Origin of the sequence: Streptomyces globisporus C-1027 (assembly GCF_000261345.2) — a bacterium.
Classification (GTDB): Bacteria; Actinomycetota; Actinomycetes; order Streptomycetales; family Streptomycetaceae; genus Streptomyces; species Streptomyces pakalii.
This window is the reverse complement of record NZ_CP013738.1, coordinates 3296844-3316366: the sequence shown is the minus strand read 5'-3', so window position 1 is coordinate 3316366 and position 19523 is coordinate 3296844. Positions and strand designations below refer to the sequence as shown.

Genomic DNA, 19523 nt, shown 5'->3' with positions numbered 1-19523 from the left:
ATGCGCGATGTGCGGGTGGTGCTGATCGGCGGGACCTCGAACACCGGGAAGTCGACCGTCGCCGAGGCGGTGGCGGAGCGGCTCGGGTTCGAGCACCGCTCCACGGACGGTCTGGCCCGGCACCCGGGACGGCCCTGGCGGACCCCGGAGCACGAGGTGCCGCCGCATGTCGCCGAGCACTACGGGACCTTGACCACCGACGGGCTCATCGCCTCGGTCCTCGCCCACTACGAACGGCTCCGGCCGCGTATCGAGGAGCTGGTCACCGACCGCGCGCAGGCCGGGTCGCCGGGCCTGGTCCTGGAGGGCTCGGCCCTCTGGCCCGCGTGGGTCGCGCGGCTGACGGTGCCCCGTACGGCCGCTGTGTGGCTGACCGCAGACGACACGGTCGTACGCGACCGGGTGCGGGCGGCGGGGCGGTACAAGGAGGCGACGGCGGGGGAGCGGAGGCTCATGGACCGGTTCCTGGACCGCACCGTCCGCTATCAGGAGCTGATGGTGGACGCGGTCGAGGCGCTCGGCCTGGACCAGATCGACACCGGCGGCGGACGTACGGTGGCGGAGCTGGCCGACGCCGTGCTCACCGCGGCGGCGGCTCAGGCACGACCGGGACGTGGAGATGGGACCTGGGCCAGCCCCTTCGTCACCGATGAGGAGACGCACGACCTGGGAGGCCCCGTCACGCGTGACGACGTGCGCCGGATCATGGGCAGGGGGCCCCGGGGCGGGGAGCTGCCCTAGGGGCCGTTCGCCCACCGCCCAAAAACGACCTCAAGGACGTCCGTCGACATACCCGTACGTACCCCGGTCGCCCCCTCTACCGCCCGTCCCCGTTCGATTACAGTGCTTGCGCGGTCGCCCGCAGAGGCCCGCGCATCAGAGCACGTGGTGACGGGAAGGCGGCGGGGTGAGCACAGGGACCGCGGCGGTCTGGGGCCGGGCCGAGCAGCAGGACTTCCGCAGCCGGGTCCGCGGGGCCCTGCTCGGCGGGGCCGTCGGGGACGCGCTCGGGGCCGGGGTCAGCGGGCTCGTGCTGGAGGAGATCCGCGCCGCCCACGGGGTCGAAGGGGTCGTCGACTACGTTCCCGCGCACGGCAGACGCGGCGCCGTCACCGCCCTCACCCAGCTCACCCTGTTCACCGTCGACGGCCTGATCCGCGCCCAGGTCCGCCGCGACACCGGCGCCTGGCACCCGCCCACCGATGTGCACCGGGCCCATCTGCGCTGGGCCGCCACCCAGCACGACTGGGGGCCCGACGAACGGCGCGAGGACAACGGCTGGCTGGCCGCCGAGGAATGGCTCTACGCCCGCCGCGATCCCGCCCGGGAGTGCCTGGGAGGCTTCGGCGACACCGTGATGGGCACCCTGGACCGGCCGAAGAACCCTGCCGCCCGGGACGCCGGAGCCCTCACCCGGTCCGCGCCCTTCGGGCTCCTCGTCGGCTGGGAGCCGGGCCTCGTGCTCCAGCTCGCCGTCGAGTGCGCGGCCCAGTCCCACGGCCACCCCGCCGCCCAGCTGTCCGCCGGAGCCTTCGCCGTACTCGTGCACGGTCTGGCGCGCGGCGAGAGCCTGGACGGCGCCGTCCAGAACACCCTGGCCCTCCTCGCCGAACGCCCCGGCCACGAGCCGGTTACCGAGGCCCTGCGCCAGGCTCTCGGATCGGTACGGCAGGGCATCCCGGGCCCGGCCCTGATCGAGGCGCTGGGCGCCAGCGACGCCGCCGAGGAGGTCTTGGCCGTCGCCGTGTACTGCGCGCTGGTCAGCGAGGACATCCGGCACGGGCTGCGGCTCGCGGTGAACCACAGCGGCCCCTCCCGCGCCACCGGGTCCGTCTGCGGGGCGCTGCTGGGCGCCCTGCACGGGGAGACCGCGCTGCCGCCGGCCTGGCTCGCGGAGCTGGAGGGGCGGGCCACCCTCCTCGAACTGGCCGACGACTTCGCGATGGAGATGACCCAGGGCCCCGCCCTGCACAGCCCGGCCGCCGTCGCCCCGGGCTGGCTGGCCCGCTACCCGCGCGGCTGAGCAGCCCGAGCCGCTGAAGCCCGCCCGGCCGAGCGGCCGTCCGCCCGCTACCCGCGCGGCTGAGGCGCGGGGGTCGGGCCGCCGTCCTGCGCGGGGACGGTCGCGGCCGTTCCCGTACCGTCCCCGTGACCCCCGTCCCCGTCGCCCTCGTTGATCCGCGCCAGGACCGCGTCCCGCTCCGGGGTGTCCTCCGGCTTCACGAAGCCGATCAGGATGTACAGCACGAGCGAGACCGCCAGCGGTACGGACACCTGGTACTGGAGCGGCACCCCGCCCTCGACGGCCCAGTTGACCGGGTAGTTGACCAGCCAGAACGCGATCAGCCCCGCCGCCCAGCTGACCAGCGCCGCCGTCGGACCGGACTTCCGGAACGGGCGCAGCAGGCCCAGCATGAACGGGATCGCGATCGGGCCCATCAGACCGGCGACCCACTTGATCACGACGGTGATGATGTCCTTGAATGTGGGCGAGTTGACCTGGGTCGCGATGGCCATGGAGAGAGCCAGGAAGGCCACCGTGGTCCAACGGGCCGCGATCAGCCCGGCCCGCTCGCTCCAGCCGCGGGCCGCCTTCGACAGGGTCGGGGCGATGTCCCGGGTGAAGACGGCGGCGATGGCGTTGGCGTCCGAGGAGCACATGGCCATCGTGTGGGAGAAGAACCCGACGATGACCAGGCCCAACAGGCCGTGCGGCAGGAGCTGTTCGGTCATCAGGGCGTAGCTGTCGGAGGCGTCCGGCTTCTGCGCCTCGACCAGCAGCGGCGCGCACCACATCGGGAAGAACAGCACGAGCGGCCAGACGAACCACAGCACCGCCGAGAGCCGCGCCGAACGGGTCGCGGAGGCAGCCGAGTCGGTGGCCATGTACCGCTGGGCCTGGTTCCACATGCCGCCGTTGTACTCGAAGGTCTTGATGAACAGGAACGCCAGCAGGAAGGTCACCGTGTACGGTCCGGCGGTCGGCTCCGCGTGCCCGTCGGGGAGCTTGTCCCAGACCGTCCACAGGGTGGAGAAGCCGTCGAGCTCGCTCATCACGGCGAGGAGCATCGCCAGTCCGGCGAACAACTGGATGATGAACTGGCCCAGTTCGGTGAGCGCGTCCGCCCACAGACCGCCGACGGTGCAGTAGATCCCCGTGACGACCCCGGTGATCAGGATGCCCTGGGAGATCGAGAGACCGGTGAACACGGACAACAGGGTGGCGATGGCCGCCCACTTGGCGCCGACGTCCACGATCTTCAGCAGCAGTCCCGACCAGGCGAGCGCCTGCTGGGTCCGCAGGTTGTAGCGGTTCTTGAGGTACTCCAGCGGCGAGGCGACATGGAGCCGCGAACGCAGCCGGTTCAGCCGGGGTGCGAAGAGCTTCGCGCCGATGAAGATGCCGATGGCGATCGGCAGCGACCAGGTCACGAAGGACGTGACTCCGTACTGGTACGCGATGCCGGCGTACCCGGTGAACATCACCGCGCTGTAGCCCGACATGTGGTGCGAGATGCCCGACAGCCACCACGGCATCCTGCCGCCGGCCGTGAAGAAGTCGCTGACGTTGTCCACGCGTTTGTGCGACCAGAGTCCGATCGCGACCATCACGCCGAAGTATCCGATGAGTACAGCCCAGTCGAGACTGTTCATGTCCCCCTCCAGGGGTCCGCCTTGTGAACGGGAACGCACTTCGTCGGTACGGCCGTTCAGCGGTGTCCCCGTGCGGGAGCGGGGACTTCGGGGATTGAACCCCTTCCGAAGGGCTCGGTCAAGGCCGCCAACGGTCATGGATGTGAACGAAGGTCAGTAAGGCGAACGATTTTACTTGTTCTTGACCTTGTGGGGCGTTGTCGCCGACGTGACCGCGGCCACACGATGAGCGGGCACTTCGTCAGGCTGTGCGGAAGAGAAGTGAAGAGAAGCCCGGAGAAGTCGGGGAGCGTGCGACGACGCGCGAAGGCCGCACGGGATGCGGGTCCCGTGCGGCCGAGAAGTCGAGAGGGAGGGTGTCCGTGTCCGTGCACGGGGGCGGGGTCGTCAGCGCATCAGCTCGCCCGCGTTGACCAGCAGCGACTGGCCGGTGATCGCCCGGGCCCGGTCGGAGGCCAGGAAGGCGACGGCCTCCGCCACGTCCCCGTCCGTGGCCAGCTCGGGCAGCGCCATCCGCTCGGTGAGCCGGGCCAGCACCTCGGACTCCGGTACGCCTTCGGAGTCCGCGGTGAACCGGACGTACGCCTCCACCGGCGGCCCCCACATCCAGCCCGGCAGCACCGTGTTGACCCGGATCCGGTCCGGGCCCAGCTCCCGCGCCAGCGAGTACATCGCCGAGGTGAGCGCCCCCTTGGACGCCGCGTACGCCGCCTGCCGCACCTGCGACGGCGCGGCCACCGCGGACTGCGTGCCGATCACCACCACCGAACCGCCCCGCTCCTTGAGCGAGGGCAGGCAGGCTCGGGTCATCCGCAGCGTCCCCAGGAGGTTCACGTCGATGACCGACTGCCAGGTGGCGAAGTCCGCGTCCTGGAGCCCGCCGAAGTAGCTGTCCCAGGCGGCGACATGGACCACCGCGTCGATCCTCCCGAACCGCTCCACCGCCAGCGCGGCCAGCGCCTCGCACTGCGCCTCGTCCGTGATGTCGGTGGGCAGGAAGGCCGTGCGGCCGCCGTCCGGATCGATCCCGGCCGCCGACTTGGCGAGATTCGCCGCCGTACGCGCGCCGAGCACCGCGCACCCGCCGTCCCGGACGACGGTCTCCGCGACCCGGTGCCCGAGCCCCGGCCCGACACCCGAGACGATGACGGTCTTCCCCGTGAGCAACATCGGCGCCTCCCGGCTCTGGCAGTTCATCTGACGGTCCGTCAGGGTAGAGGGGCCTGGGATCCGATGGAAGGGGAAGGGAGACCTGATGAGCGAAGACGGCGGAACGGGGAGTGAAGACGCCGGAACGGGGAGCCAGCGGTATGCGGAGCTGGCGGGGGCGGGGCCGTACGGGGTCCGTCCCGGGCATGCGCTGATCACCATGGTCGAACCGCATCCGGGCCATGAGTACGCGTACAACCGCTGGTACGAGGACGACCACTACTACGCGGGCGCCACAGCCATGCCGTGGATCTTCGCCGGACGCCGCTGGGTGGCCACCAAGGACCTCCAGGAGCTGCGGTATCCGGAGAAGTCGGCGGTCGCCCAGCCTGTCGGCGCGGGATGTTATCTGTCGACGTACTGGGTGACCGAGGGGCGCTACGACGACCACATGAAGTGGACCGTCGCGATCAACAAGCGGCTGAACCGGGACGGCCGGGTCTACCAGGACCGGACCCACGTCTTCACTTCGTTCCAGGACCACGAGGCCACCGTCTACCGCGACGGGGCCGCCGGCCCCCGGGACTTCCACGCCCTCGACCACCCCTACGCGGGCCTCGTCCTCCAGGTCGTCGACGCCGAAGGTCCGCAGCAGCGGGCGGAGTTGCTGGAATGGCTGCGTTCGCGCCATCTCCCCAAGCGGCTGAAGAGGTCGCCCGCGGCCATGGTCACGGTGTTCCGGCCGACACCTCTGCCCGGCGACCGGATGACATACGTGAAGCAGGTCGAGGGGGTCGACACCCGGCTGACGCTGCTGTGGTTCCTCCAGGAGGACCCGCGGAGCTGCTGGGCGAGCCGCTTCACCGGCCTCGACGCGGTGGTCGCGGAGACCGGCCTCGGGCGGGTCGAGCTGGTCGCCCCGTTCGTGCCGACCGTGCCGGGGACGGACCGTTACGTCGACCGGCTGCGCTGACACCGGATCGTGCCGAGCCCCCTCGGCCAGGACGGCGAACCGGTCGAGAGGGCTCCATCAGGTGGTGCGGTGGTGCGGTGATTCGGTGATTCGGTGATGCAGAGTGGCGCGGCGATACGTGAACGGTGCCCGGTCAGGCGTTGATGGAGCCCGTGGCGACATCGCGCACGAATGCGTTCCACGCACCGGGGACGAAGGTGAGCGAGGGGCCCTCGGGGGCCTTCGAGTCACGCACGGCGATGGACAGCGCGACCGGGGACTTGACCTCGACGCACGCGCCGTTGCCCCCGGAGTACGACGACTTCGTCCACTGGTCCGTAGCACCCTGAAGAATTGCCATGTTCACTCCGGTTCCGAGAGTTGTGGGGAGTCGCACCAACCTGATTCCGATTGGCGTGATCGACGCTACTCGCCAAGCCCCGTCCATGAGATGGCCGTTCACTCGACCGGATGGTCTTTCTCCAGTAAGCCTTCTGCTGTGCGTGGGCGGCGGTGTATAATCCCGCCGCCGCTCGCTCCACTGTCCGGATTCAGCTGGTGTACGACTTGGCGATCTTGCTGATGAACTCCCGGGTCTGCTCCACGTTCAGCGCCTGCGCCCGCAGGTGCTCGTACATCACGCTGTAGCGCTGCACGTCGTTCGCCTTCTCCAGGTAGAGATCGCTCGTGACGCCCTCGATGTAGACGACGCTGGAGTCCGCGGCGTCCGGGAACTCCAGGATCGCGTACTGGCCGTTGATGCCCGGGTGCGCGCCCATGTCGAACGGCAGGACCTGCACCGTGACATGCGGCAGGTGCGACTGCTCGACGAGGTGTTCCAGCTGGTCGATCATCACCTGCTTGTCGCCGACCACCCGGCGCAGCGCCGACTCGTCGATCACGGCCCACAGCCGCAGGGGATTCTCCGGCGCGTTGACCCGGTCCTGCCGCCGCGACCGTACGTTGACGCGCTTCTCGATGTCCGACGGCGGGGCCTCGGGCAGCGCGCCGCTGATCAGCGCCTCGGCGTACGCCCGGGTCTGGAGCAGCCCCGGAACCATCTGGGGTTCGTACACGCGCAGCGACTCCGCGTCGGTCTCCAGACCGATGTAGACGCTGTACGGGATGTCGCCGAAGGCGTGCCACCAGCCCTGCTGGCGCGAGTCCTTGGCCATCTGCATCAAGGAGTCGACGATGCGGTGGTCCTCGACCTCGTACACCCCGCAGAGGTCACGCACATCGCGCTGGCTGATGGAGCGGCGGCCGTTCTCCAGGCGGCTGATCTTCGACTGCGAGACCAGCAGTCGCTCCGCCACTTCCTCGGCCGTCATGCCTTTGAGTTCGCGCAGGCGGCGCAATTCCTGGCCCAACCTGCGTCGCCTGACAGTGGGATTGACGTTGGACGGCACGGAAACGGCACCTCCGGCTATGTAGCTGTGCGTATCTACTGCTCAGCAGATTGCCACCCCTGGCCCCGGCCGCGCTGGGAAATGGCCACACGCGGAGCCCGGGGGCGTACGCACCGGTGCGCGGGGCGGCGCGCAAGCGCACGGGGCAGCCGGTGACTACCGGCTGCCCCGTGCGTGGTGCGGCTCCCGGACCGGGTCGGTGAGGACTGACGGCGGTACGGCGGTGTGCTGTTGTTCCCGGCCGCACCAGGCTGTCGCCGTGGTGTGCCGGGGCCGTGCGGTCAGCTCGCGGCGGTGTGCGCCATGCTCCCGCGACGGGCCTGTGCTTGCGGCTGCAACGGAACACCCGCTGCCTGCTGCGAACGGCGTGGCTGGACCGCCACTCCGTTCTGGACGTCCATCACGGCGTGCGCCACGAGTCCGCCCATCGGGTCGTGCCTGATCAGGTCCCGGAGCCGGGAGCGCGACGAGCGCCCCTCGTTCCCGGGGTACAGGTGCTTGCCGAGTCCGACCGCGTGGGCCAGTGCGGCGAGCGCCGCGGTCCGCGGGTCCGGCGGTACGCCGGTGCGGATCGCACTGTCCAGCCGGTTCCTGATGTCCCGGCTGATCGCCGTCTCCGTCGCCTGGTAGCGCGTCGTCGGCAGCACCCCGCACATCTGGCCCGCCACGGCATGAACCATGCCGCACCGCTCCAGATGAGCGAGATAGATCTGACGCAGCCCCAGCCGGGGCCCGCCGATCCAGTGGACCGCCCGGACCGGGCTGCCACGACGGCGCAGCAGCTCCAGTGCGGAGTCCAGAGTCGGATCTCCTGTCGGCCGTGGCATCACCACGGCGATACGATCCCCGTCAGGGGCTATCCGTCCTGCCAGAGCCAGCTCCACTAGCTGTGCCCCGGCCAGGCCGAGGTCGAGCGACTGCGGCTGCGCTGTGGTACCCGTGGTCGGGTCCAGAGCGAGCAACAGAAGCTCCTCCGGGATTGTTCTGCGGCTCCTGCCCATCCATGCCTCCCCGCGTGGATGTCTGACAGGGTGACCCCTCTCACATTCATCTGTCGAGAGCGCCTGGTCGCTTTGTACGGGAACCAGTAGGTATGTCGTTCTCGTCTAGCAGCTCGGCCAGGGGTTCACACAGGACACTGGTAGATGGTTCGGACAGCGCGGGGTGGCCCCGCAGCGCATGAGGAGGCATCGGTGGCGGGCGAGTCCCCCGACAAAACGGAGCAGCGGAAGTCGTCGGGGACGGCTGCGGAGGAACGCGACCCGCGCTTCGCCGTGTTCCGTGACCCCGGCGCCGACACGGATGCGGACGCGGACACGGACGCCGGTACGGATGCCCGTACGGGTACGGGTGCGGACTCGGGAGCCACGTCCGACACGGCGACCGCGGTGTTCCGTCCCCGGCTGCCGGAGGACGCTGCCCGGCGTGAGCCCGAGGCCGAGCCTGAGTCCGGGAGCGACGTCGAGCCCGAGGGCGATGCCGCCGAGGCCGAGGCCGCCCCCGAGCCTGAGAGCGCTCCTGTGACGGCCTCTGCGGCCCCTGGAGACGCCGACGCGCCTTCGCAGGCCGCGGAAGCCGTGGAGGGCCGCTCAGGCCCCGACGTGGATGTGGAGGCGCCCGAGGCCGCGCGGGCGGACGCGGAGAAGCAGGCTGAGGAGTCGGCCGGGACTCCTGCGGAAAGCCCGGCGGACGCGCCGGAGGCCGGGAAGCCGGAGACCGTCAAGGAAGACGACGGGGACGGGGACGGCCGACTGCGTGCTGCCGTGGCCGCCTGGGTCGATGCCGCGGCCGAGGACAAGCCGGAGGCGGAGGACGCCGACCCCGAGCCCGATTCCGAGCCCGACCCCGACCCCGAGCCCGCCGCGAAGGCGGAGCCGAAGCCGGAGCCCGAGCCGGACGCGGAGGCGAAGGCCGAGCTGAAGGCCGACAAGGAGCCGGGCGCGGAGCCGAGGTCCGAGCCGCAGGCCGAGCAGGACGACGAACCGAAGTCCGACGCTGAGCCGGACAAGGGGTCCGGCTCGGAGCAGGACAAGGCACCCGCCACCGAGGCCGGGGCCGAGCCCGCAACGGCTTCCGACTCCGAGGCCGCCCCGGCACCCGCCGCCGACTCCGAGCCGGCCGCCGACGACGCCTCCGGCCTGCGAGGAATCGATCAGCCCACCGCCATCTTCAAGGCGGTCAAGCCGGCCGACCGGGTCGACCAGGCGACGACCGCGCTGAAGCTCCCGCCCCGCGAGGACAAGCCCAAGGACGGCGCTGAGTCCAAGCCCGGGGCCAAGCCCGAGAGCGAGGCCGAGCGCACCAGCACCTTCGTGCCGCTGCGCTCCGACGACGTACGGACCGCCCCCGCGCCCCGCAAGCCGGAGACCGGGTCCGAGTCCGAGTCCGCGGCCGGACCCGAGGCGCCCGAGCGCACGCCGGAGACGGCCTCCCCGGCGGCCGCCGCGCCGTCCTGGGCGGCGGCCGAGCGGACCCGGCAGCAGCCCCTGCCGCCGAAGCCGCCGCTCGACCTGCTCGCCGAGCTGACGAACACCCCGCCGCCGCCGGAGACCCCGGTCCGGACCGCCGTGCGACGGGTCAAGATCTGGACCCCGCTGGTGCTCCTCCTGTTGATCGTCTTTGCGATCGTGCAGGTGATGCGCCCGCTCCCGGAGCCCTCGCTGGAACTCACGGCGAAGCCGACGTACACCTTCGAGGGCGGCGGGACCGAGCTGTCCTGGCCGGGCCAGGGGCAGTCGGCCGTGATGGTGGACGGCGTCGGATCGCTCGGTTCCGAGGGCGCGCAGAAGCCGGCCCCGATCGCCAGCGTCGCGAAGGTCATGACCGCCTACGTGATCCTCCAGGGGCACCCCCTCAAGGGTGACGAGGAGGGCGAGAAGATCACCGTCGACCAGAAGGCGGAGGACGAGTCCAAGCGCCCCGACGAGTCGACGGCCCCGCTGACCAAGGGGCAGGAGCTCACCCAGCGCCAGCTGCTCCAGCTGCTGATGATTCCCTCGGGGAACAACGCGGCGCGGCTGCTCGCCCGCTGGGACGCCGGATCCGAGGACAAGTTCATCGACAAGATGAACGGCGCGGCCAAGGACCTCGGCATGACCGGGTCGACGTACACGGACCCGAGCGGGCTGGAGAAGACCACCGTCTCCACCGCCACCGACCAGCTGAAGCTGGCGCAGGCGGTCATGCGCAACGACGTCTTCCGGAAGATCGTGGACATGCCCGAGGTCGAGATCGAGGGCATAGACGGCAAGATCTACAACAACAACAACCTCCTGCTCCAGCCGGGCGTGAGCGGTATCAAGACCGGGTCCTCCACCCCGGCGGGCGGCAATCTGCTCTGGTCCGCGAACACCAAGGTCGACGGCAAGGTGCTGTGGATCTACGGAGCGGTGATGGGCCAGCAGGCGGGGACCGGCCGGGTCTACGACAGCCTGGAACTGTCGCTCCAGAACAGCCTGAAGCTGATCAGGGACGCTCAGGAGGCGGCCACCTCCACGACGGTGGTGAAGAAGGGCGAGGTCGTCGGGTACGTGGACAACGGATTCGGCGGACAGGCCCCGGTGGTCGCCACCAAGAACCTCAAGGCGGTCGGCTGGTCCGGACTGAAGGTCGAGCTCAAGGTCACGGACAACGGCAAGGGCATCGACCAGGCGTCGAAGGCCGGGACCGAGGTCGGCTCGGTGACCGTGGGCACCGGCACCGGAAAGGTGACGGCGCCGGTGGTGCTGCAGAGCGATCTGCCCGAGGCGGCCTTCGGCGACAAGATGACCCGGATCGGCTGAGAGCCGGGCCACCGGAGCGGTGGGGAGCGGGCCCGCCCTCCACCGCTCCGGTGGCCGTTCATGACCGAGAAGCGTGCCGAAGGTACGTGTTAGCGTCCCCGGACAACTCAAGGATGCCGGGACGCGTCCTGGAGGACGTACCAAGAGGTACGCACAGGCACGGGGGCCGGCGGAGGACGGGGAGAGCCGTAGTGACCACCGCGGAGCCGAAGCCCGGCCGCGAGGCGGACGGGACCACCGGTGCCGGGGGCGACGCGCTGCACGTGCGCGTGCCGTCGCCCCGCGTTCCCGAGTCCCCCACCGAGGTCTCCGCCACAGCCTCGTCCGAGGGCGGGGGCGGGGGCGGCGCCAAGGCCCCGCACGCCCGGGCCCACCGGCTGCTGCGCCACCCCGTCACCATCGCGACGGCGGCCGCGGCCGTGCTCCACCTCCTCTGGTTCTTCTTCTTCGCCAACACCGGCGGGGACATCGCCGCGCAGGATGCCTGGGCCGAGTTCGTCGGCCGTCACCCCGGCACGGCGTACAACCTGGCCTGGTACGGGGGCATGCACCCCGTCTCGTACAGCGTGGTCTCGCCCTACCTGATGTCGCTGCTCGGCGTCCGGACGACGATGATGATCGTCGGTACGGTCTCCTCCGGGCTGACCGCGCTGATCCTGGTGCGGGTCCCGGCCGTCCGTAATCCGCTGGCCTGCTCGCTCGCCGGGGTCTTCGCGTTCCTGTGCAACGCGCTGTCGGGCCGGGTGACGTTCGGTCTCGGCATGATGTTCGCCGTCGGCGCGGTGGCCGCGGTGTTCTGCTGGCCCTACCGCTGGCGGTACAAGCGGTGGGCCAAGGCCGCCGTCGCCGCCCCGCTCGCCGGGCTCGCGACCGCGTCCAGCCCGGTCGCCGGACTCTTCCTGGGCGTCGTCGCGGCGGCGCTGTTCCTGCACAAACGACGCCCCGGCGCGTACGCGATCGGCCTTGCCCCGGTGGCGGTGGTCGGTCTGTCCTCCTGGCTGTTCCCGTTCTCGGGTACGCAGCCGATGTCACTCGGGACGCTGTCGCTGCCGTTCATCTTCGCGGTGCTGGTCTTCTTCCTCGTACCCCGCGACTGGAGCACGGTCCGCACCGCCGCCGCCGTGTACGGACTCGGGACGCTGCTCACGTACGTCGTCGACTCGCAGATCGGGTCGAACATCACGCGCATGGCGATGCTGTTCGCCGGGGTGGCGCTGCTCGCCGCCCTGCCGTACACCGCGCTGCGCAGCCGGCGCTGGTACGCCCTGGTCCTGGCCTTCGTCGGCCTCAACTTCTGGATCGGCTTCAAGGGCGTCGACGACATCGTCCGGACCGCGCCCGCCGCGTCCTGGAACCGCGAACTGGCCCCGCTGATCAACCAGCTCCAGCAGGTGGAGGCGGAGCGCGGCCGGGTCGAGGTGGTGCCCGCGAGCAGTCACCGCGAATCGTCGGCGCTCGCCCCGTACGTCAACCTGGCGCGCGGCTGGAACCGCCAGGCGGACATGAAGCGCAACCCGCTCTTCTACGACGACACGCTCGACCCGGTGAACTATCGGGAGTGGCTGGACCGCTGGGCCGTGCACTACGTGGTGCTGCCCAAGGACCGGCCGGACAACGGGGCGGTCCAGGAGGCGGAACTGGTCGAGCAGGGGCAGCCGTACCTGCGCCAGATCTGGGGCGACGCCAACTGGAAGCTCTTCCGCGTCCTGGACCCGGTGCCGCTGGCCGATCCGCCGGCGACGGTGGAGCGGGCGGGCGCGGACGAGCTGACGATCACGGTGAAGTCGGCGGGCCGGGTGCTGATCCGGATCCCGTACACGCGCTGGCTCGCGCTCGTCGACGAGGACGGCAAGAGCGTGGAACGCCCGCTGGAGACCGAGGAGTCGAAGGAGCGGTCGCAGCTGGACGACACCGCGCCGAAGACGTATCTCAACACCCACGGCTGCCTGAACAAGGTCGAGGAGGGCCCGTACGGCGACGAGTGGACCGAACTGCTCGCGCCGCGACCGGGAACGTACCGGCTGGCGGCCCCGTACCAGCTCCAGCCGGGCACGCCCTGCCCGGAGGAACTGAGCTGACGGGCCCTCGCCCTTCCCGTTCGGGCCCGTCCCGTGTACGGGCCATCGGGTGCGGGATCTCCCTCTGCGGGCGGCGCACTGGCAAGGTGTTCTGCCATGAACGCGACGAGGTGCCAACAGTGCGGCGGCGGACGCCGGGGACCGCTGCCCGGAATGGTCTGCCCCGGCTGCGGGGCAGGAGCGGCCGGCGCGGCGGGGGTGGACGGGTCCTGGGTCGCGCGCGAGACGCTGGCGGGCCGCCTCTCCACCCTGCCGCGCCGACGCAAGGCCCTGCTCGCGGCGGGCGTCGTGGTGGCGGCCGGAGGCCTGGTCACCGTCGCCTCGCTGCTGCTCTCGGGCGGCGGGAGCGTGGGCGGCGGCAGCAGCCGTACGGACGCGGCGGGCCGGGCGGGCGCGGTGCCCGACCGGATCGGCGGCGCGGCCCCCACGAGGATCGTCCCCGGCCCGGGGACGGACACGGAGTCCCCGGACACTCCGCCGCCCCCGACGGACGGTGACCGCTTCACCCAGTGGGCGGGCCCCGGCTGTGCGACGGGCGCGTACGAGGAGCGCGGCCGGTTCGAGAGCGGGGACGCCGGCTGGTACACGGTCGAGAACGGCGGCTTCGACGGCGACGGGTGCGACGGCCGGTTCAGCGCGATCCCGATGTCGGGCAGCCCCACCGAGGACCGGGGCTCCACGGCCACCTGGTCCTGGCACCTGGGCCGGGGCTTCAGCGAGTGCGCGCTGACCGTCTTCGTCCCCGACAGCGGCCGCCCCCGCGACGCGGCGGGGGAGCCGACCGTCTACCGGGTGCTCTCGGACCCGGCCGACGCGGACTCCGCGTACACGGGTTTCGCGGTGCTCCAGACGGAACACCGGGGGAGCGCGGTGCCGGTGCGCAGCTACCCGGTCAAGGGGGACGTCTTCGCGGTCCAGCTCATCGACCGTGGCCGGGACTGGGGAGATGCGCGACGGGTCGGCGCGCATCACGCGGCGGCGCAGATGAGGGCGTCCTGCAGCTGAGCCGGTTGCCGTACGGGGCGCGGGCTGGAGGACGCGGGCCCGTATGACCGTGCGGGCTCGCGGTCATGCGGGCTGGAGGACGCGGGCCCGTACGGCCGTGCGGGCTGAGGACTGGATGGCATGCGTTCATGCAGGCTTGGGCCCTACCGCACGAAGGCACGGTCGTGCGGCGACAGGGCCGTGGCGGGTCCGGCGGCGCGGAGGACGGTGTCGAGGGCACGGCCCGGGTCGACCTGGTAACACCCGCTGGCCCAGGCCGCGTTGGCCTCGATGACAGCCCACCGGCCGTCGTCGTCCCGGCCGATGTCGACGACGACCGCCGAGGGCAGACGGTCCCCGGCGGCCTCGATCACCTCGCGCCCGAAGGCGAGCGCGGCAAGGCCCGGCGGCCCGAACCGGAGGCGGCCGGCCTCGGCGTACTGCCCGGCCGTGTGGACGGCCCCGTCGAGGAGGAACAGCCGGTACTCGACGGCGAAGGTCATCACGTCGCTCACCAGCACCACGGTGGCCGGGTCCACGGCATCCGGCCCGGGCAGCCGGGACCCGTCCGCGTACACAAGAGCCGGAATGCCCTTGTCGTTGGGCGACTTGACGAAGGCGGGGCGGCGCAGCCGGTACGCCTCGCCGATGGGCATCGCCCGGATCTCCCGCTGGGTGAGCGCCCGGGGGAGCCGGGCGAGCCAGTCGGCGGGAGCCTCCAGGAGGGCGATGCCGAGCGCGGGGGCCACGACGTCGGCGAAGGAGGGCCCGGCATGCAGATGCACGGCGTGCGCCATGTCCCCGGTGCTCGCCGCCCACCCCGGTCTTCCCGGCCCCCCGGACACCGCGGAGGCTGTCGCCTCCACGACCCGCAGCCCGCGCCGCAGCGCGGTGGTGCGTAACTTCCTTGCAGATGCATTGAGTTGGGGCGGAATCACGAGGGTGCGCGATGCATACGTCATGGCCGCAGATCCTCTCGTACGGATACGTGGCGCCGCACCGATTTTCGGACGAGGAGTGGCGTACCGCGGAGGGGCGGCGAGGAGGCAACGGGGCAGAGCGGGCCGAAACGTTGTGCGGCCCCGGCCCCAACTGGTTCGATCACCACATGATCATTGAACCGACGCTCGTACGCGGCCTGATCGCCGCCCAGTTCCCGCACTGGGCGGACCTGCCCGTGGAGGCGGTCGCGGCGAGCGGGACGGCGAACGCGATCTACCGCCTGGGCGCCGACAAGGCCGTACGGCTGCCCCGTACCGAGGGCAGTGCGGCGGATGTGGCGACGGAACACCGGTGGCTTCCGCGACTTGCCGAGCAACTGCCGTTCCCGGTACCGCTCCCGCTCGCCCAGGGGACCCCGGACAAGGCGTTCCCCCGCCCCTGGTCCGTCTGTACCTGGCTGGAGGGCACGAACCCGGCCCCCGGGGACGCCTCTTCGTCCTCGGACCTCCTGGCGGCGGACCTGGCGGAATGCGTGCTTGCGCTCCGCCGGATCACCCCGGAGGACGCCCCGCCCGCGTACCGCAGCGAGCCCTTGGCCTCCCGCGACCCGGCGACCCGCGAGGCGCTGGCGACCGTGGCCGGAATCGTGGACGCGGAGGCCGTCGCCGCAGCCTGGAAGGAGTCCCTGGCCGCCCCGCCCTTCACGGCCGCCCCCGTCTGGGTCCACGGCGACCTCCAGCCGGGCAACGTCCTGGTGGCGGACGGCCGCCTCACCGCGGTCATCGACTTCGGCTGCACAGGCCTGGCCGACCCGGCCGTCGACCTGATCGCGGCCTGGTACCTGCTGACGGCGGGGGCCCGGCAGACGTTCCGCACGGCGCTGGCTGCCGACGAGGCCACCTGGGCGCGGGGGAGGGGCTGGGCGCTGTCCATCGCCCTGCTGGAGCTGGCCCATTACCGGGAGACGAACCCGGTGATGGCACGGATTGCGGCGCATGTGATCGGGGAGATCGTGGGGGAGGCCGCGAAGGGGGCGTAGGCGGGGTGCCGGCGCCTACTCCACGTCGATGCCGTACTCCTGGACCAGTTCTTCCAACCCGCCTCGGTACCCCTTGCCTCCGGTGACGAACTCCCAGTCCCCGTTGGCGCGGCGACGGAACGACCCCAGGACGAGGGCGGTTTCGCCGGTGCGACCGTCGGAGACGTCCAACTGGTCGAGCGGGGTCCCCTCGGCGTCCAGCAGCCGGATGCCGGCGTCGGCGAACCCGGACAGGTCGGCCGTGGGGTTGATGACAGGATCGACCGCTGCGATGACGACTAGACGGTCGGCGCGCGCGGGCAGGGCGTCGAAGGAGACTTGGATGGCGGCCCTGTCCGGCGCGACCGGAACGAGCGCACGGACCGTGCCGTCCGGTGTCCGGGGGTTGTTGTAGAAGACGAAGTGCTCGTCATCCAGAACCCGGCTCCCGTGGCACACGAGCGCGCACACGTCGAGGGTGACGTCGCCCGACCAGTACATGCCCAACACGTTGTGGTCACCCGTGCTGGTCTCGCTGTCCGGCGCTGTCCGCTGAGCCGGCACAGGAGCCTCGCGGCTGCCCAGCCGCCCGCGCAGTCCGTGACGGTGCAGCAGGTCGACCAGTTCGGAGCCCGCCACCAGCTCCAGGGGCTTGCCGTTGGCGAAGGTGTGCGAGCCGGGACCGAACGAAGAAGTCGTGACCAGGACACCCTTGTTGGCACCGGCGTCCTGGACGGTTCCGAACAGGTCGCGGACGGCTGTCGGAGGCACGGTGTTGCGGTAGCGCTTCACCTGGACGACGATCTTGCCGCCTCGAATCGGGGCCGGGTCCAGCGCATCGACGTCCACGCCGCCGTCGTTCGAGCGCCGGGTGGTCACGGCCTGCATGCCCATGGCCCGGAACAGGTCGGCGACCAGCGCTTCGAAGGCGATGGGGTCCATCTCGTACAGATTCGGCTCTTCGTCACCTCCATGCGATACGACACCGTTGCCGACGTCCTCGGGCAGGCGGCCGGGCCGCACGGGCGCGTACTGGTCGGGGCGCGTCGACAACTGCGCCCGCAATCCGTCCACCAGGCACGTGACGGCGTTCACCTGCTCCAGATGCAGTTCGGCGAAGGCCGAGCGCGGGGCCATGACCGTGCCGAGGAACATGGACGCGCGTCGTCCTGTCGTCGGATCGGGGGCGTCCACGAATCCGTTCAAGGCGACCGATTCCAGCGCGCCGAACTCATCGGCTGCGAACAGGTCACGCAGAACCAGCAGGAGGCACTGGGCGAGGACGTCCCGATACAGGGCGCGGCGCTGCGTAACCGGTCGGGGCTTCTCCTTCTCCTGATCGGCGTTGATCATGTAGCGGACGGACATCGCCTCCGGTACGACGTCGTACGTGGGCAGCTCCCAGTTGATGACCAACTGACGTGCGCCGCGGTCGTACGCCGCCGACACCTGGCGGGGCAGATCCTCCGGCCAGCCGGTGGAGGCGTAGAGGGCGGCGGAGAAGTACTCCACCGTGGCCTCGGGGTCTCCGTTGCGCAGCCCCGCCTTCATCTCTTCGATTCCGGCGTTGTGCCGCCGGATCTCGCTCAACTGCTGGTCGGCCCAATGCTGGTACTGCTGCTGATGGGAGGCCAACTGCTGCTGGCGCTGCGCCTCCGCGGCCTGTGCGGCGTGCCAGTCGCGCTCGAACCTGGACCGGGCCTCGGCCTGCGCCTGGGCCCGTCGGGCGGCGCCCCAACCGCCCTGCGACTGATACTGGTTGGGGTCGGGCATCCGAATGGGGTGCGCCAGCTGCCCCGGGGAGAATGTCTCGATCTGCTCCGCCCGCGTCAACGATTCGGCCCTGAACGCCGGGGTGCGGCACCCCGCCGCCAACAACCCCTGCAGCGTTTCGACCCGTGCGTCGAGTTCCTGCGTACGCCGCCGGGCCTCCGCCTCACGCTGTTCCCGGTAAGCGGCTTTCTGCTCGCGGTATCCGCGGGCCACCTCACGCTGGTAGGCGCGCTGCTGCCTTTCCAAATCCCGCTGGTATCGGGCTTGCGCCTCACGTTGACGTTGCTGCTGGCGCTGCGCCTCAGCCCAGACACCGACCAACCCATTGGAGCGACGACTCATGCTCTACAGGCCCTCCCCACCAGCAGCTCGACATGCGTGTACCAAGCCCCTGGCCCCATAACCAGTAGTGATGAGCCGACTCTAGTCGGCAACCAATCCCAGGCCCATGCTCTTGCCGTAAGCGACCTCCGCTCCTCCCTGAACTGCGCGTTTCCGTAGGCGGTGGAGCGCCGACCAAGGGAGGCCGGGCAGGCCCACGCCGGGCGCGTTCAGGGGCCGGTGCGGTTTCGTCCCGGCACCTGGCGGCGATGGCTGGATTCGCACGGGGCCGGGCACGTTCTGGGGTTCGGCACGGAATCCGTGAACGGGCCGAGCGGAGACCGGCTGATCACCCGGGGCGACCTGAGGGCGCTACGAGGCCGTGCCGACGACGATCCCGAAGGGTTGTTCGCCCGACTGGACAAGGCGCTCGACGAGGGCAACGGTGAAGCGCTGCAGACCGTCGTGCGCGGGATCGTCGACATCGCCAAGAGCTCGCCGCTCGTGGATATCGGAGATCTCTCCCAGGTGCGGGCGGCGCTGGACGACCCGGTTCAAGTGTGGGAGCTCTGACCGACGGCACCGCACCGCAACGCGTCGTTCGACAGCTCGGGGCTTCCTTTTGCTTCTTGAAGTCCTTTGTCGATCAACTCGGAGAGGCTGTCGCCCATGGCGAGTGAGTGTTCGTCGTACCAGGTCTTCACCCCGAGCTGCATCAAAGACGCGGCCAGAGGGCGTACGAATTCCTCCTTGTCCCCGAGGCATGCGAGATGAATCAGTCGTACCTGGCGTTCAGCACGGGGCCTCCCAGGACGGCCGGCCGCCCTGCTCAAACAGAACGGCCCTGGACGGCAGGTCCAGGGCCGAGCGGAACTCCCCCTCCGGGGAGAACCCCGGGGTGAGGTGGTAACGCGTTGTGCCCCCGGCAGGATTCGAACCTGCGACACCCGCTTTAGGAGAGCGGTGCTCTATCCCCTGAGCTACGAAGGCCGGGGCCTGGAGGAACCCTCGGAGAAAATCCAGTGAGTGGATCTTCGGCGAGGAAGCCGGGCCCGCCGGTCAGACGTGGTTCCTGCACGGGTCCCCACCGGTGGTGGCGCGCCCGGCCGTTTCCACGGCTGACCAGGGACCAGCGTAGCGGATGGCGGTCCGGACGGTGGTCGGGATAGGGCCTGGCGGGGACTGCTCGGGCGAGTGGGAGGCCGCGAGGGTCCTGTCGGCCCTCTGGGGCGCCACGTCGTCCAGGGCGCTGCGGGACAGCAGGACGGGGGTGGTGGGGCTGCGCCTGCCTAGTTGCCGGTCCGGCTTGGCAATGCATTGCCAATGCCGTGGCAATTCTAGCCGAACGGAGGGGTGTGCATTCCCCGCCAACTCCATCCCCATCTGGTCAATAATTTGCCCAGCCGCCCCGACGCTGGCTAGCCTCGTCCCCCATCACCGGCCCAAGGCGCGCCTGCGGGC

At 71.0% G+C, this 19523-nt stretch carries 15 protein-coding genes and 1 tRNA gene; 8 read left to right on the top strand and 8 right to left on the bottom strand.

Annotated elements, in window-relative coordinates; genetic code table 11:
* Positions 1-741, top strand: a complete 741-nt coding sequence (locus WQO_RS14245) for a hypothetical protein (protein ID WP_010064576.1) — start codon at positions 1-3, stop codon at positions 739-741.
* Positions 742-907: 166 nt separating this feature from the next.
* Complete coding sequence (locus WQO_RS14240; RefSeq protein WP_010064574.1) at positions 908-2023, top strand: ADP-ribosylglycohydrolase family protein; 1116 nt, start codon at positions 908-910, stop codon at positions 2021-2023.
* Between the two features lie 47 nt (positions 2024-2070).
* Here the strand turns inward: WQO_RS14240 and WQO_RS14235 are convergent, their stop codons facing one another.
* Together WQO_RS14235 and WQO_RS14230 are read right to left on the bottom strand one after the other, a co-directional pair.
* A complete protein-coding gene (locus tag WQO_RS14235; protein WP_010064573.1) occupies positions 2071-3654 on the bottom strand; it encodes a sodium:solute symporter family protein in 1584 nt (527 codons plus the stop codon).
* A 387-nt stretch (positions 3655-4041) separates the two neighbouring features.
* Positions 4042-4824: an SDR family oxidoreductase gene (locus WQO_RS14230; protein ID WP_010064572.1), complete on the bottom strand. Its 783-nt coding sequence runs from the start codon at positions 4822-4824 to the stop codon at positions 4042-4044.
* Positions 4825-4909: 85 nt separating this feature from the next.
* On the opposite strand from WQO_RS14230, the gene WQO_RS14225 reads away from it, so the two are divergent.
* On the top strand, positions 4910-5776 hold the full coding sequence (locus WQO_RS14225) for a hypothetical protein (RefSeq protein ID WP_010064571.1): 867 nt from the start codon (positions 4910-4912) through the stop codon (positions 5774-5776).
* A 133-nt stretch (positions 5777-5909) separates the two neighbouring features.
* Here the strand turns inward: WQO_RS14225 and WQO_RS14220 are convergent, their stop codons facing one another.
* The 3 genes from WQO_RS14220 to WQO_RS14210 form a co-directional block, all read right to left on the bottom strand.
* Positions 5910-6116 (bottom strand): DUF397 domain-containing protein, encoded by a 207-nt coding sequence (locus WQO_RS14220; RefSeq protein ID WP_006125325.1) that lies wholly within the window; start codon positions 6114-6116, stop codon positions 5910-5912.
* A gap of 190 nt (positions 6117-6306) precedes the next feature.
* Positions 6307-7164 carry a helix-turn-helix domain-containing protein gene (locus WQO_RS14215; protein ID WP_010064569.1) on the bottom strand — a complete coding sequence of 286 codons (858 nt, stop codon included), beginning with the start codon at positions 7162-7164 and terminating at the stop codon, positions 6307-6309.
* A gap of 281 nt (positions 7165-7445) precedes the next feature.
* Entirely contained in the window at positions 7446-8165 is a 720-nt protein-coding gene (locus tag WQO_RS14210; RefSeq protein WP_006125323.1) for a GOLPH3/VPS74 family protein, read from the bottom strand.
* Between the two features lie 192 nt (positions 8166-8357).
* Here WQO_RS14210 and WQO_RS14205 point away from each other — a divergent pair, with 192 nt between their 5' ends.
* The 3 genes from WQO_RS14205 (at position 8358) to WQO_RS14195 (ending at position 14029) form a co-directional block, all read left to right on the top strand.
* On the top strand, positions 8358-10946 hold the full coding sequence (locus tag WQO_RS14205) for a serine hydrolase (RefSeq protein WP_010064566.1): 2589 nt from the start codon (positions 8358-8360) through the stop codon (positions 10944-10946).
* Between the two features lie 191 nt (positions 10947-11137).
* Positions 11138-13024 (top strand): MFS transporter, encoded by a 1887-nt coding sequence (locus WQO_RS14200; protein WP_010064564.1) that lies wholly within the window; start codon positions 11138-11140, stop codon positions 13022-13024.
* Between the two features lie 153 nt (positions 13025-13177).
* Entirely contained in the window at positions 13178-14029 is an 852-nt protein-coding gene (locus WQO_RS14195; RefSeq protein WP_058953985.1) for a hypothetical protein, read from the top strand.
* Between the two features lie 143 nt (positions 14030-14172).
* Here the strand turns inward: WQO_RS14195 and WQO_RS14190 are convergent, their stop codons facing one another.
* Positions 14173-14970: an ATP-grasp domain-containing protein gene (locus WQO_RS14190; protein ID WP_029182749.1), complete on the bottom strand. Its 798-nt coding sequence runs from the start codon at positions 14968-14970 to the stop codon at positions 14173-14175.
* 146 nt (positions 14971-15116) lie between these two features.
* On the opposite strand from WQO_RS14190, the gene WQO_RS14185 reads away from it, so the two are divergent.
* Positions 15117-15989 (top strand): aminoglycoside phosphotransferase family protein, encoded by an 873-nt coding sequence (locus tag WQO_RS14185; protein WP_029182748.1) that lies wholly within the window; start codon positions 15117-15119, stop codon positions 15987-15989.
* A gap of 15 nt (positions 15990-16004) precedes the next feature.
* Here the strand turns inward: WQO_RS14185 and WQO_RS14180 are convergent, their stop codons facing one another.
* Positions 16005-18083, bottom strand: coding sequence for a restriction endonuclease (locus WQO_RS14180; protein ID WP_193407193.1), 2079 nt, complete (start codon positions 18081-18083; stop codon positions 16005-16007).
* A 300-nt stretch (positions 18084-18383) separates the two neighbouring features.
* Here WQO_RS14180 and WQO_RS14175 point away from each other — a divergent pair, with 300 nt between their 5' ends.
* Positions 18384-18635 carry a hypothetical protein gene (locus WQO_RS14175; protein WP_032749372.1) on the top strand — a complete coding sequence of 84 codons (252 nt, stop codon included), beginning with the start codon at positions 18384-18386 and terminating at the stop codon, positions 18633-18635.
* Positions 18636-18979: 344 nt separating this feature from the next.
* On the opposite strand, the gene WQO_RS14170 is transcribed toward WQO_RS14175, so the two are convergent.
* Positions 18980-19052: transfer RNA gene (locus WQO_RS14170), tRNA-Arg, on the bottom strand.
* Positions 19053-19523 lie beyond the last annotated feature (471 nt).